This window comes from Alteromonas sp. MB-3u-76 (assembly GCF_002831605.1).
Classification (GTDB): Bacteria; Pseudomonadota; Gammaproteobacteria; order Enterobacterales; family Alteromonadaceae; genus Alteromonas; species Alteromonas hispanica.
This window is the reverse complement of sequence record NZ_CP025115.1, coordinates 3,521,214-3,534,407: the sequence shown is the minus strand read 5'-3', so window position 1 is coordinate 3,534,407 and position 13,194 is coordinate 3,521,214. Positions and strand designations below refer to the sequence as shown.

The window sequence follows — 13,194 nt, the reverse complement described above, 5'->3', positions numbered from 1 at the left end:
ATAGTGCCAGTAATAACAGATGCAAATGTCCTCATTGATTATGCCGATGCCGATATAATGATGCTGGCGTTGTATTCCGAGAAGATTGAAAGAGTTGTTATACCTTCAGTTATTCTAGGTGAAGTTGAGCAGCTTAGTCATGATGACTGTTTGCAGTATGGTTTTGACGTAGTTGAAGAAGATCTAGAAGTTCTTTTTGAAGCATCAAATGCACAACATGGGCCATTGTCTTTTCAAGACAAGGTTTGCTTGTATTTGGCAAAGAGTATTGGGGATATAACTTGTATTACAAACGAGAAAGCACTCCTGAAATTTTGCGAGGAAGATAATATACCAACGAAGCGAGGGTTGAAGCTGTTACTTGAACTCGCCGAACAAGGTTTTATTTCCAAAGACGAGGCCATTGGTACGGTTTACGCGATACACGAGTGCAATCCGCTTCATATTCACCAAGGCGTGGTAGAGGATTTTATCCGTCTTATTGAATGTGCCTAAAAAAGTATGACGCGCTGGCGAAAGCTAAAGCCGCATTCAGGAAAAGGAGTCTAGTGACTACTATCCGAACAAGGAGTTTACTTGGTCATATTCGCGACCAGTTAGGAGACGCTGAATACCATTGGAGGAAGGCTTCGGCAGTTTAAACAGTTCTACTATCCGCTAAAGCTTTCATCTTCCAACAATGCAACATACCTCAAATAATTTACAAAAAACTACTCGGTGTAGCGGCACTTGGGAAAGCTGGAACAACCCAAGAAGGTATTACCTGCATTGGTGCCGCGCTTAGCTTGTCGCTCAACTAATTCACTACCACACCTAGGACATGATGCCTGTTGGACCGGCGCTATAATGGGCTCTGCCTGTGCATCTTTAACGAGCGATAATAGTTCATTTCCGGTAATTAGCTCGATAGGCTTATCAGATGCGAAGTCTATTGCCTGTTGGGTGAATTTACCTGAACAGATGACGATAATCTTGTCTGCATTACTGGCGGTTAATACACCAAACATCTCGCGTACCACACTGACACCAACTTTTTGTGCCTTCCATTGTTTGCACTGAACGAGAGTAAGCCCTTCGCCTTTCCTCAGTTCTAGGTCAACACCACCGTCAGCACCAAAACCACCTTCGGTTACTCGATAACCTTGTCTTCGATAGGCTTCTGCCACTAGCTCTTCGAAGTTTCGCCAATGCAGTTGTCTAATGGTCTCAATACTCTTTTGCGCATCTAATTGCTTGGCTTTACGACGCGCATTAAAAAACGAAAAAGGCGCGATGAATAATATGAAAATTGCAAAATAAGGCGCAGGCATAGCGAGTGCCTTAAATACCATGTTGATAAGCTGGTTATCAGTTTCAACAGAAGGCAGTAGGTGACCCATTACAACATAGGTAATTGCTGCCGTTATCACCGAAACCCACCACGGCGCTTGGAAAAGAAGGTCAGCAAACGAAGTATTTTTTCTTGGCATAATTGAACATCCTTGTTAAATATCGAAAATATATTAACTCAGGCAATGTCTTGATTGGGTATTAATTCCAATCGTGTAGTATCGTTTAACAGTGAAATATTCATTCCTGACAGATAGGAGAGACAAACATGGACGTGTTTATCGGTATCGATGTCGCTTGTGCGAAAGGTAAATACCTGCCACTGGTGATTTGTACTCTAGAAAATGGGCGATTATTGCCGTTTCCGTTAGCCAGTTACCCAATAAAACCACCTAGAGGTTTAGGCAACGCCCGGACCTTGGATGACAAGGTTAATCAGGCATTTGCAGAAGATGTCGCCAGTTACATAGAAACGGTATGCGAGGCATTCCATTTAAACCCAATTCGAATAGGTATCGACTCACCGCTTCGGCCAAGGGATAACCATCTTAATCGTAGATTTGCAGAACAGGCGCTCGATAGGGCGGGTATTAGCTGTTACACCACACCTTCTGCCGATGACTTTATGGTGATTAAAGCAAAAGGTATTGCACATCTTGAGGCGGGTAAGCCGATACAAAACCTGCCTCATGCCCACCAAATCTTTATGCTGTTAGGTTTCGCGTTGAACGAGCGACTGAGTAAAGTTGCCGAATGTATAGAGGTCTATCCACACGCGACAGTGAAACAGTTAGGTGTCGCTGATATCCATAAAAGCAAAGGGAATCAGGCTGAGTTACAGCTGTCTGCCATGTCGCATTACACTGGTTGGCCTAAAACCGACTACGATTGGTCGCAAGCAGATAATATGTGCCTTGGACCAATGCACGATAGAGTGGATGCCTACAGTGCCGCATGGGTAGCAAGCTTGCCTGAACAGGAGCGCATCTCATTTGGTGAGCCAGAAAAGGGTGATGCTATCTGGATACCAGACGTTAAGCCAATAAGCAGCGCAGCTGCCAATCTACCGACAAAGCCCAACCCCATAAGGAAGACAAAACAGGCTGTTTCCAATATTGCACGTCAACGCGCTTGCCCTGCCTGTAATCAACACCTGTTTAAACGCTGGCCGCTTGGGTGGGACGCGCGTGCAGCGCATCGCTGCACTGGACTAACAGAGGTCGAACCGGAAGCAAGAAAGAAGGAATTTAAGTACCGATTTATGAGCAGTTAAATATGTATCTTCTTTACAACCGTCTCAAAATAAACCACATTGAGCTAAAGTATAGAAACGCAAACAGGGACGATGCTCGACTCTATCAGCTTTGCTCAAAAACAACGCCTTGCCTACATCGACTTTTGCTTGCTATTCAAAGGTGCGATTTATCGTCAGGACTTAATTAACCGTTTTCAGGTCGGGTTGTCGGCAGGTTCACGAGATTTCTGCACTTACAAAGAGCTTGCATCGGATAACCTGTCTTACGATTCGCGAAAGAAACGGTATTTCCAGACACCTCAGATCAAACCGGTATTCGAATCCGTGCAAACCTCAGTGATTGACGACTACACCATTCAGCGAGGTTTTGACTTTGACGCATAAGTTACAAAAAAAACGACAGCTTGAACATGCAATATGTTGAGGCAAAAGCCTCTATAAATCTGATTTCAAAGTTAGTACTAAAGAGCAGGTAACCTGCTTATCTTAACGACTACCCTTTTCGAGCTATTTTCAGAACACATTCAATATATGTAAAAAACCGACTTAAACTCAGCTGACACTATGTCTTGCCTATAGCGTTTATACTTCTTATACTCCATCAAAGTGTTAGATTAGTTGATATGGCTTGCTTACTTTTTGGTGAAGTCGACTTACAAGCACTCTATATAAAAAGAGTAGCGCCCCAAGAAAAAAACGGCAAATAGTTGTTATTTTCATTTAAATCTCTCTCGTTTATTTTCAGGTTTTAGGCCAGCAGAACCTGCCAGACCGGCTATTTTGCTACTGATTTCTTGCTCCCTGACGATTCTTTGGCTTCTTGAAAACCTCTTTCACAATGCTGTCTGGCGAGCCCGGGCGTTCGCTTACCTATCTCACATGTTTCTTCGTAATAGCGCCGACGATCATCACGAGCTTTCTTCGCGCAATCAGAACCGCCTCCGAAGCAAAATCCATCAGATGGTGGTCGAGGCATTTCCATGCTGAAAACTTCGCGGTTACTTGTAGTGGTATAACCTTTAAGGATTGGTGTTTTTACAGGGGGAACTGATGTCAGGCTTAGCGTATTGTTATTAAATTGATATTTTATATTTTTGCCAGCCCCGGAAAAATAAGTGCTGCTATTACTAAAAGCATTATTGAGTCTAGTTTGCGGGTCGAGATTCGCATTGTAATTTGAAGAATATCTACTATGATTTTTCACAAACTTTTGTTGCAGTTGCGTTTTTACATATTCCTTTTGAACTGCCTGCCCTAAAGCACTAGCAAAAGCTCCCCAACCACTGTTTCTTTCTTCTTCCTTTTCTGAGTAGTAACGGTCTTCAGCATCTGCAAGCATTTGATTGCAGTCTTTCAAAGAATTAGTGTAATAATTGACCATGCGACGCACGCTATAATTTAAATAATGTGCAAGGTTTTCAGGGGTCAAATCCTGTGCAATGGACGCGTCTAATAATTCAAACCCTTTAGTGATGGTTTTTTTCGTTCCTTTAATTTTTCTAATATGCCTTTTTAATCTCGAACGGTTATTAGAATCAGAATAACAAGCCATGTATTTATCTTGATTTAACAATGCCTTGGGAACCTCATCAGTGATAAACGCAAGTATGTCTGAATTGATGGGAAATAATTGATTCGCCTTGTAAGCAGATGTATAAAGGTCATTGAATGCAACTTCGCTCGTGTAAAAAGTGCCTATTCTACTGTGAATGCCGCTATTAAGTTGCTTGCCATTCTCAATCTTTTCAAAGCTTTCAAAATAACGTAAGTAGGGATTTGACCATTTAAAAGGGTCGGTTTTGGCCAAGATGCGCTCTCGTTGCGCTTTGTTTTCGACCAGAAATTTTTCTTGCGCTTCAATCGTTGCCCAGCCCGCCATAGTCACCTCTAGCATACTTAGCTCGCCTGTTTCGGCAGCTGTATAGCTAATAGTTCCATTGGAGTCTTTGGTCACTTTGAGAGGACTGAGCCAACCATTATCAAGCCGGATATCAATCGGCGTTGGATCGTAATAAAAAGCCTCTGATGGATAGACCCTGTAATTGCGTCCCCAAGCGGAGTATTCACCTTGTAACCGTGCGCTAAACTTATAGCCCTTGGAATCGTAAGGTAAAGCGTTATTTAGGCCTTCTAGAGTCGCTACTGAATAATACTCAATACCGAGTAAGGCACCTCTTCCGTAGCTGCTTTTGATTCGGTCATGATAAAGTCCACCAACGGCCTTCTCTGTAAATGGTTGCCTCATCTCAAATGTATGACCAGTGCTTTTCCCAATCGCTTTAACGACCAGATACGACTGCTTATAATCGTCTTTACCAAGAAGTTGCTTATCATTGTAATGGTAATTGGCATAATAAGTTTCGCTTGAAAAATCTTCGTCCTCAGATAAATTGGCTAACCGCCTCATCTCGTTTCTGTTTGGTAGTGTTGCAATATCAACTGATGGTTTATTTCCAGTTCTAAAGCCATTTCCTCTGTTCGACTTTAATTCTCGAACTTTAATGTTTAAACGTTTTTCGCCTTCGTCCAACGTTACGTACGGTAATGCGGCCGTGTTAACGAGAACAGCGAAGGTACCACCGTGAAGGTTATAGAAATCGGCCTGTTTTCCGTTTAAAAAATCTCTAATCAACGAAGCATCGGGGTCGTATTTAGCTCCATTTTCACGCTCTAAAAATGCTAAGTAATCGTCTGTCGTCCAATCCATTCCAATGGGACGAAGAGCCGGCATTATGCTAGGTGAGGCTCCTGCTGGAACGTTATCTTCGTAAATAACCTTGTACCCATATCTGCTTTCATCGGCAGTAACAGTCAGGGATGAGCTGACGTATCCGTAGTTTTTCAACGCCTCAGCTTGTTTCTTCCAAGAGGTGCCACACCCAGTAAGTGCTAAAATTGCTAGAGCCAGAGTGGCTATTAACGTGATTTTTTTTATCATTAGCTTCCAACCATTTTGTATCGTCGATTACCTGATAATACAGATTCCACTACTATCTCAATTTATTCTTCGAGAACTTTTTAACAGAGGGGAACACCACTCAACTTCAGCTCTTCTAATATTCAATTTAAAGTGTATGCTCTTCAAATCTACTTCTGCTACAGAGCCCTTCTTCAACGTATCAGAAAGGCGTTGTTGATCAAATACCGCCCTTTTTAATTACTTTTCAGAAGGGAGGCGGAGGCACTTGAACTGAGACTTTTATAAGATCAATTTCCAAATTTCAACTGCAAAGTGTCACTTTGACCGCTGTTTTCGTAGGTCAGTTTCGAAAAAACTGAGCTTCTTGCCCAAACATGTACCTATTATAAAGCGCCCTAAACTGTTTAGTTATAAGTTATTGTCTTCAAGGCCAGCAAAAGTACTTTTTATCTCCTGACCATGAGGAATTGAATGACCAGACTACTGACTCTATTTGACCTTCAATAATGGTTATGTACCATTTTTCATCTTCTACGGTCTTCAAGCGATATACTTCTTCATAGGGAACTCCGGTGCCATACATGGGCAATTCAGCGGAATTATCTGATTTTGTTAAAAAGCCTGTTGCCGTTACTTCATCATCACCAAACCTATGATCAAACCTTCCTTCAATACTTGTAGTGTTGTTTTTTTCTGAAGTGATGCTAATTTGGCAATTCCCGGACTCATGTTCGAAGTGATATTCTTTGTACCTGCCTTGGAAATTTTTTTCCATGATAGTGCCATCGACTTTAACGACGTTAGGGGGGGGGAGTAGTAACTCTGTTTCTCTAGTTTTGGAGGTAGTCGATTCACAGCCACATAAAAAAACGCTAAAACTCAGCATGGCTAAAATATTTACTTTTGTATTCATCACAATGGTTACTTGCCTTGTATTGCCAAATGTGGCTTTCAAAAAATATAAGTCTAGTTCACTCAAACATACAGGTTATAATTCTACGACTGCTCGTTCACCATTGAATGTAAACTTGACACTTGACAGAACCACGTCGACTATCACACCTTTTTTAAGTGTGTCCGAAACAGTAGTAAAAGAGCGCCCCGAATGCAGTTTATCACAGTGTTCACCAGAACGGCTTATTTTCTGTCCATTATCTAGAGTATAAACTTTGTTGCCAATGCCTACACAATCAAGGGTCTCTTCACTTGTATTTGTTACTCTCCATTGAGCTTGTGCATTCCAGCCTTTCTTTGAATAACTCCGAAACTCTACTAACAAGATACGATTATTTCCGGCAGTTATTTCGTGCATTTGATGCCATCTACCCCATTCAGCAAAAGCTGATAGACTGAAAAAGAAACAGATGGAAAATAAAAATATTTGTCCTGCACATTTCATACGCTCTCCTTTCAAAACTAATTTATCTAAACTTGGGTGTACGTGATGAACATCGCTTTGTAGGCTTTGGTTACATGGGAGATAAGTACGCACTTGTTCGGATACCACTACTAATTAATTAACAGCTTCATTTCTCGGTGGCTCCTCGTTGAACTTCAAACATGTACTCTTTCGTTTTAGCCATCAAAACTCTTTATGTAATATTAGATAATAAGTTATTAATTTAGCGGTCAAAGAAAATAATACGTACAATATTTAATATAAGGTAGGGTAAAAAATGTACATTTTCAAGTGCGTATTTTTAACGGTTGGTGAGCCCTTAGGGAAGGTGTGAACAAGTCCCTGATGTGAGATCATAACGGTACAGTTAATCACAACCGCTAGTGTCCATTAGCCAACAATTTACCTTCGCCGATAGTGAGTTTTCCAGCGAGCGCCGCCAAACGAGAAAAGAGGTTTTCTTATCCATAATGGATAACCTTCTGCCGTGGTCTCGACTGCTGGAAGTGATTGACCCCTTTTATACTAAAGCAGGCAATTGCAGACGTCCGTATGCGCTTGAAACCATTTTTCGCATTCATTGTATGCAGCAATGGTACAGCCTTGATGAAGAAGCAATGGAAGATGCGTTCTATGAAATTGCTTCAATGCGTTAGTTTGCACAACTGTCACTGGATAAAGCCATACCCGATCGCACCACCATCATGAATTTCCGGCACTTACTGGAAAAACACAAACTCACGCGCAAGTTATTCTAGAGACAAGCATGGGGGTGAGTACAGGAGGAGCTGTATTGCTAAATAACTGGTGGTTAAGGGCTTGTAGATCCTCTTATTTTCCTTGTTTGGGAATAAATGGAATCATCGAAGTCGTCGAGACTTATTATCTTAATGGTTACCGGCAGTGCAGTTAGTTCGTCAATAAAAGCTTCGACGACTTTGCTGCCAGCTTGTCTCCCGCAATAAAATTGTAGCTTTACTGAGTTGCCTACTCTTGTGGGGGCATCCTCTAGCACACAAGTCTGCTGTTCAAAGACCAGTTCAAAAATGGTGGGTAGCTGATACCCAATCCAGTCCATACTGCATTTTATCGCTCGCATCCGCCTGGCATCAGGCCTTTTTTTGCGTACTGTCATAGTCGGCCACTGGCTGAATGCCTCAAAAACAAGCTTTGCGTGCTCTGCAGTTTCATAGGCCAATTGCACGTGCAACGTAACTGATGACATTCAACTTCTCCTTAATATGAATTTTAAACGGCTTATTGCTTGGAGCTGAGCAAAAAAGGTTAGCGCCAGCATTCAAGTTTGACTGCTTCAGTATGAACAAACCCAGTATTGGAATGCCAAGCAAAATGAATCGAAAAATCACAACGGTTAGAACTCGCACTGATATTCAGTTGGTTGTTGTTGAAGCTGAGAGAACTTAAATCTTCTAGATAAGGTAGCTGTAACTCATTTACATTGCCAAGAGAAGTAGAGATATACCAGCAATACAAGCACCCACTGGTATCAACCCCACCGACGAACTGACAAGCGACATAGTCAGGTTCACCATCTCCATCAAAGTCTATTTCAAGACTCTGTGCGTAAGCTCTAATACTGAATATTGCAAGAATCACTATCGCTGCTAAGCGTATTAACATACATAGCCCTATCAAATAAATGCTATTGCCGACCTTCCCTATGCCGATTTGGCGTTAAATATTAACGTTTGCGCAAGCATATTTAACTATACGAGTCTTGCAGTATAGCCAGCTCGCTACTCATTGACAGAGTCTTGTTTAATAGTAACTTGTAATTGCTAACTCTTGTTAGTTACATGAGTATTCTTTTTTTTGGTCAAAGACCTATATTTGTCTGAAGTGGTTGATGAGTTTCTGCTGTTGGTTAGCGAATAAGTAGCCATTCATTACAGCCTTGAATAAACAGGCAAGGTGGAGATTTTTTGTGTTAATACGACTTCTGATAGTGAGTTGCTGGTTTGTGTGCACCCAAGCCCAAGGCACACAAGACACTAGCATTTCGGTTAACTTTAACCTGTCCAAAGAATGCTTCGAGCAAGAATCACTGAATCAACGCTATGCTGAGATTGCTGGCGTAACTGGGTTTTTCTTTTCTTTTAAGTTAACTCCACAGTGTGTTCACCAACCACTAGAGGTGAGTGTTACTAGCGTTAACAATGAAACATTTTCAGGGTTTCATACCGTATCAGAAAACGAAAGCGTAAGTGACGTTTTGACATTTAGCTGCACAATGCCAACTCCGATATTTACACGAGAGGGGATGGTTTCGACAATTTTCTTAAATACTAGAGGGGAGATTGAATTACCTTCAGTAAACAGGCAGGTCAATTTGTACTTCGCTACGACTAACCCCCAATACTGCCAAAACGAGTGAACCTGAGGGATATTATTGGATGGAAACTCTAGTACAAAGTGAACTCAAACAACTACTTGAACACTACTGCAACAAAAGGAAAGACTTTGAGCAACGCCATGCTCAATACGATATTCGTGAATCGATGATAGCAGTGGGTATGTTTGCTGAAATTGCCAAGACGGTCGATTACAACGCCGATATGGCACACTATTCAAAACTGCTTGAGGAAAAGGTAAAGGATTATAAATCAAGCTACCCAACTCACTTAAAAGGTGAGTATAGTGGTGGCTATGCGACGATGGGTAGTTGCCTCATTGATTTCCTTGGTATTTTAGAAAACCTGCCCAACTTTGATGCGGCAATTGACTATATTAATGCCAAATACAACGAAGACAATGTTGTGATGATTAAGGGGGATGACATTGTTTATTTAGAGCAGCAACATCCAGAAGCGCCCTTATCATGGCAGAGAAGCTTGCTAAAGAATGTACTCATCGTCATAGGTGTGTTTGTATATTTTGTTGTACTTATGATTGTCCTTGGCTCATGGTTTGGAAAATAATGAGTAAATTAGAGTATTTAAAAACTTTTGTGACGTTTAATGATGATGCTTCTCTGTTATCTGTATCGCCTGATTGGTCAGACGGTATTGATTTAAACCTTGAGTTTAGACATCAAGTTATTGATTCGCTGACACTTGAGACCTCAGTCGCTCCTGCAATGATGAAGGCGTTACTTAAAGCTGAAGTAGAGTATTGTGAAAAGAGTTGGTGCGGAACGCCGCAGTTACGAAAGCTTGCCTCTGTGTTCCACGAATTAACGGATTACCAGTATGTCGACCTTTATAATGCTTGTGCATCAAAGAGTTATGATATCGAAAACTGTTTGTGATGAGTGAGGCCTGTGCATCAGACAAAGAGAGCAACTAATACGTTTTAAGCTCTATTTGCATAATCAACTACGGACAGATAATTTTAGTTGACTAGGGAAGATGCGAATAAGTCCCAGATGTGAGAGCATAGTAGTATAGTAAATCGCAACGACCAACACCCATGCTCCAACAGTTAACTTTTGCCGATAGTGAGTTTTCTAGCAAACGCCGTCAGACGAGAAAAGAGATTTTCTTATCCCGGATGGACAACCTGTTGCCGTGGACTCAACTATTGGATGTGATTGAACCCTTTTATCCTAAAGCAGGCAACGGCAGACGTCCGTATGCGCTTGAGAGAATGAGGGAGATATGAAATTCATTACAGTATTTTTATTTGTACTTCACTTTCATATTTATGCAGAGATTAGATCTAAGGATCATGATTATAACCCCTCTAAAACTGTTGCTATCATTGAATCTGAAAAAACATCAAATCTTGAAGAATTTTCAAATAAGGTCACAGAGTACAATTTAGAGGCTGTAGACAATTTATGCTATGGCTTCTCGATTGTACTTGGAGACGATCATGTAGAGTCTCTAGTTGAAACATTTGTTTCAAAGCATAAAAATATGGCAGAAGAAGAATTTTATGCAAAAGCTATATTTGATATAAGGTGTCCTAATAGTGGAAAGCATTTTATTGATTTAATGTTAGATAAAAATGCACCTAATCTTGTTAGCCTTTTGTCTAGAAAAGATGTTTCTTACCCTATTGATGAACCTCGTAAATATAATGATCAAGATAAAATGTGTTTAATACAACTTTTGAGAACTTATAAAGGTCACTATATTAACAAGAAATGGACAGGTTACTATATTGACCTATTAAAAATATTCAAAAACTTGGGCGCGAATTCAAGTCCGAAGTGCACCACTCGCTAAATTAGGCGGCCTTGCGTAGTTCATCGAATACCGTGTTTTATTATAGTCTTTCTGGTTGAGCTGCTCTTACGACAGCTTTTGGCTAAGTGACTTTCAGATAAAGTCTGACGTGGTCCAATTGAATTGACCAGTCCAGTTAAGAGTATAATATCAGCTTAACTGGAGAAAGAGATGCCTGAAAGAAAGCGTTACACCAAAGAATTTAAACTCGATGCGGTTAGTCTTGTGCTTGATCAAGGCCATAGCAGAACCGATGTTGCCAAAATGTTAGATGTTAACAATCAGATGATCAGTCGCTGGGTCAAGGAATACCAGCAAGATGATGATGGGCAAGCATTTAGGGGCAACGGTAAATTAACACCAGAGCAAGAAGAGATCCGTCGACTTAAAGCGCAGGTCAAACAGCTTGAAATGGAAAAGCGCATATTAAAGGAAGCGACGGTCTTTTTCGCCAAGGAAACGAAATAAAATATCGTTTCATCGCGCAACGTAAAAAGACCTATCCAGTCGATTTAATGTGTCGACTGTTGGGCGTGAATAGAAATGGCTTCTACCGGTATATGAAGAAGCAGGAATGGCCGCAGACGCAGAAGGATAACGAAAAAGCTGAGATGCTCGAATGGATTGAAGCCATAGATGTTGCGAGTGAGCATACATACGGTAGCCGCAGAATGCAGCGAGCATTGAACTGTTTAGGTTATCCAGTAGGCCGACAGCAAACGCGGCAGTTAATGAAAGAAGCCAACGTAAAGGTTCGATACAAGAAGAAGTATAAAATCACCACCAATAGTGATCACGACAAGCCCGTATTCGACAATGTACTCAACCGTGAGTTTGACGTTAACGCACCGGACCAAGCGTATGTTTGCGATATTACCTACGTCTGGACACGTGAAGGTTGGTTGTATTTAGCCGTGGTTATTGATCTGTTCTCGCGGAAGGTTGTGGGCTGGAGTATGGGTTCACGAATGAAGGCCAAGCTTGTTTGCGATGCACTGACAATGGCGATTTGGCAACGTCGCCCGAAGCCAGGATTGATTGTTCATTCTGACAGAGGAAGTCAGTATGCAAGTGACCAGTATCGTCGATTATTGAAAGGCCATGGTTTTATTGGCAGCATGAGTCGAAAAGGCGACTGTTGGGATAATGCCGTGGTAGAGAGTTTCTTCGGTACACTGAAACAAGAACGTGTGCATTGGAAGTCATATCAAACCCGTCTCGAAGCACAGCAAGATATCTTGCAGTACATCGCGATGTTTTATAATCCGATGCGGTTACATTCATACTTAGGATATATGAGTCCGAATCAGTATGAAGTGGCAGCATTGAAACAGAAGAAAGTAGCTTAACTGGGTTGGTCAATTTTGGTTGACCACGTCAGTCGAGACTAATTCAATTCAGTAATAAATCGCACTATTAGTATGGGTTTATACAAACCAGTTCACTGTCGATTTCTTTTGTCCGTTGATCACCCGCGCAGGCAGCTAACCGTTCAACATTTCCTGTCGAGGATATAGTTCGGGATGGCTTGATTAGCCGATATTGTGTAAAAAAACGCCCTTCCTTGCTACCACATTGTAACCGTTCAGCAGGGCCCTATTGACAGCTAAATATATTTATTTTCAGTGATCTCTTGGATCCTATTGATTGATCCCCCCAGTCTGTCAAAGTGACTTCATGCCACGTAAAAAACAGCTATCAAAGCCGCCCGCAGTCGATAACTTAGATGATGCAAAATTGGTTATTCAAGCACTCTGGGACAGGCTAAATGACCTCGAAGACCGACTGAATCAAAACAGTCGTAACTCGTCGCGTCCGCCATCGTCTAATGGGCCGGGGGCGTCCTCTTCTGCGCCAGCTAAAAAGCCGACAGGCCGTAAGCGTGGTGCGCAATCCGGTCATAAAGGTAGCAAGCGGATGTTAGCCGAGAGCGTTGATGAAACCCTGACGTACTATCCCGATGATACGTGTGATTGCGGTGGTACTATTACTATCAGTGATTCACCGTATCGCCGCCATCAGGTTTTTGATATTCCTTCTCAGGCCTTCTCTGTGGTTGAACATCAGTGACGTGGTCCAATTGAATTGACCAGTCCAGTTA

13 protein-coding genes and 4 pseudogenes are annotated in these 13,194 nt (G+C 41.7%); 11 read left to right on the top strand and 6 right to left on the bottom strand.

Translation table 11 applies throughout. The features are described from left to right. Window positions 1-3: 3 nt before the first annotated feature. Window positions 4-495, top strand: a complete 492-nt coding sequence (locus tag CW735_RS15700; RefSeq protein WP_071980534.1) for a hypothetical protein — start codon at window positions 4-6, stop codon at window positions 493-495. A gap of 215 nt (window positions 496-710) precedes the next feature. Here the strand turns inward: CW735_RS15700 and CW735_RS15695 are convergent, their stop codons facing one another. Beyond that, entirely contained in the window at window positions 711-1,469 is a 759-nt protein-coding gene (locus tag CW735_RS15695; RefSeq protein ID WP_100972895.1) for a DUF2034 domain-containing protein, read from the bottom strand. Between the two features lie 128 nt (window positions 1,470-1,597). Here CW735_RS15695 and CW735_RS15690 point away from each other — a divergent pair, with 128 nt between their 5' ends. Both CW735_RS15690 and CW735_RS15685 read left to right on the top strand, forming a co-directional pair. Then, on the top strand, window positions 1,598-2,602 hold the full coding sequence (locus CW735_RS15690) for a DUF429 domain-containing protein (RefSeq protein WP_100972894.1): 1,005 nt from the start codon (window positions 1,598-1,600) through the stop codon (window positions 2,600-2,602). A 72-nt stretch (window positions 2,603-2,674) separates the two neighbouring features. After that, a pseudogene (locus CW735_RS15685) lies at window positions 2,675-2,956 on the top strand (WYL domain-containing protein); the annotation flags it as partial. 403 nt (window positions 2,957-3,359) lie between these two features. Here CW735_RS15685 and CW735_RS15680 read toward each other — a convergent pair. From CW735_RS15680 to CW735_RS15670, 3 genes are all read right to left on the bottom strand, one after another. Next, window positions 3,360-5,522, bottom strand: a complete 2,163-nt coding sequence (locus CW735_RS15680; protein WP_100972893.1) for a hypothetical protein — start codon at window positions 5,520-5,522, stop codon at window positions 3,360-3,362. A gap of 406 nt (window positions 5,523-5,928) precedes the next feature. After that, window positions 5,929-6,483: a hypothetical protein gene (locus CW735_RS15675; RefSeq protein WP_100972892.1), complete on the bottom strand. Its 555-nt coding sequence runs from the start codon at window positions 6,481-6,483 to the stop codon at window positions 5,929-5,931. A 9-nt stretch (window positions 6,484-6,492) separates the two neighbouring features. Then, window positions 6,493-6,903 carry a hypothetical protein gene (locus tag CW735_RS15670; RefSeq protein ID WP_100972891.1) on the bottom strand — a complete coding sequence of 137 codons (411 nt, stop codon included), beginning with the start codon at window positions 6,901-6,903 and terminating at the stop codon, window positions 6,493-6,495. A 389-nt stretch (window positions 6,904-7,292) separates the two neighbouring features. On the opposite strand from CW735_RS15670, the pseudogene CW735_RS15665 reads away from it, so the two are divergent. Beyond that, window positions 7,293-7,658: pseudogene (locus tag CW735_RS15665) on the top strand (transposase); the annotation flags it as partial. A gap of 56 nt (window positions 7,659-7,714) precedes the next feature. On the opposite strand, the gene CW735_RS15660 reads toward CW735_RS15665, so the two are convergent. After that, window positions 7,715-8,128: a hypothetical protein gene (locus tag CW735_RS15660; RefSeq protein WP_100972890.1), complete on the bottom strand. Its 414-nt coding sequence runs from the start codon at window positions 8,126-8,128 to the stop codon at window positions 7,715-7,717. A gap of 59 nt (window positions 8,129-8,187) precedes the next feature. Further along, the gene (locus CW735_RS15655; protein WP_100972889.1) at window positions 8,188-8,544 is read right to left on the bottom strand and encodes a hypothetical protein; all 357 of its coding nucleotides are present in this window, start codon (window positions 8,542-8,544) and stop codon (window positions 8,188-8,190) included. Between the two features lie 304 nt (window positions 8,545-8,848). Here CW735_RS15655 and CW735_RS19615 point away from each other — a divergent pair, with 304 nt between their 5' ends. The 7 genes and pseudogenes from CW735_RS19615 to CW735_RS15625 all read left to right on the top strand — a co-directional run. Beyond that, window positions 8,849-9,298 carry a hypothetical protein gene (locus CW735_RS19615; protein ID WP_157812708.1) on the top strand — a complete coding sequence of 150 codons (450 nt, stop codon included), beginning with the start codon at window positions 8,849-8,851 and terminating at the stop codon, window positions 9,296-9,298. 19 nt (window positions 9,299-9,317) lie between these two features. Beyond that, window positions 9,318-9,842, top strand: a complete 525-nt coding sequence (locus CW735_RS15650; RefSeq protein ID WP_100972888.1) for a hypothetical protein — start codon at window positions 9,318-9,320, stop codon at window positions 9,840-9,842. After that, the gene (locus CW735_RS15645; RefSeq protein ID WP_100972887.1) at window positions 9,842-10,171 is read left to right on the top strand and encodes a hypothetical protein; all 330 of its coding nucleotides are present in this window, start codon (window positions 9,842-9,844) and stop codon (window positions 10,169-10,171) included. Before CW735_RS15650 ends, CW735_RS15645 begins: the two co-directional genes overlap by 1 nt. 161 nt (window positions 10,172-10,332) lie before the next feature. Beyond that, a pseudogene (locus CW735_RS15640) lies at window positions 10,333-10,521 on the top strand (IS5/IS1182 family transposase); the annotation flags it as partial. Beyond that, the gene (locus CW735_RS15635; protein WP_100972886.1) at window positions 10,521-11,093 is read left to right on the top strand and encodes a hypothetical protein; all 573 of its coding nucleotides are present in this window, start codon (window positions 10,521-10,523) and stop codon (window positions 11,091-11,093) included. The pseudogene CW735_RS15640 and the gene CW735_RS15635, both read left to right, overlap by 1 nt. 171 nt (window positions 11,094-11,264) lie before the next feature. Continuing rightward, a protein-coding gene (locus CW735_RS15630; RefSeq protein WP_100970927.1) for an IS3 family transposase occupies window positions 11,265-12,442 on the top strand; the annotation gives its coding sequence in 2 pieces (ribosomal slippage) (window positions 11,265-11,514 and window positions 11,514-12,442; 1,179 coding nt in all). A gap of 328 nt (window positions 12,443-12,770) precedes the next feature. Continuing rightward, window positions 12,771-13,160 (top strand): annotated as a pseudogene (locus tag CW735_RS15625) (DUF6444 domain-containing protein); the annotation flags it as partial. Window positions 13,161-13,194 lie beyond the last annotated feature (34 nt).

Excerpts from the sequence above, each read along its gene's own strand:
- CW735_RS15695 (WP_100972895.1), bottom strand. The coding sequence starts at position 1,469 with ATGCCAAGAAAAAATACTTCGTTTGCTGACCTTCTTTTCCAAGCGCCG.
- CW735_RS15690 (WP_100972894.1), top strand. The coding sequence starts at position 1,598 with ATGGACGTGTTTATCGGTATCGATGTCGCTTGTGCGAAAGGTAAATAC.
- CW735_RS15680 (WP_100972893.1), bottom strand. The coding sequence starts at position 5,522 with ATGATAAAAAAAATCACGTTAATAGCCACTCTGGCTCTAGCAATTTTA.
- CW735_RS15670 (WP_100972891.1), bottom strand. The coding sequence starts at position 6,903 with ATGAAATGTGCAGGACAAATATTTTTATTTTCCATCTGTTTCTTTTTC.
- CW735_RS15660 (WP_100972890.1), bottom strand. The coding sequence starts at position 8,128 with ATGTCATCAGTTACGTTGCACGTGCAATTGGCCTATGAAACTGCAGAG.
- CW735_RS15655 (WP_100972889.1), bottom strand. The coding sequence starts at position 8,544 with ATGTTAATACGCTTAGCAGCGATAGTGATTCTTGCAATATTCAGTATT.
- CW735_RS15650 (WP_100972888.1), top strand. The coding sequence starts at position 9,318 with ATGGAAACTCTAGTACAAAGTGAACTCAAACAACTACTTGAACACTAC.
- CW735_RS15645 (WP_100972887.1), top strand. The coding sequence starts at position 9,842 with ATGAGTAAATTAGAGTATTTAAAAACTTTTGTGACGTTTAATGATGAT.
- CW735_RS15635 (WP_100972886.1), top strand. The coding sequence starts at position 10,521 with ATGAAATTCATTACAGTATTTTTATTTGTACTTCACTTTCATATTTAT.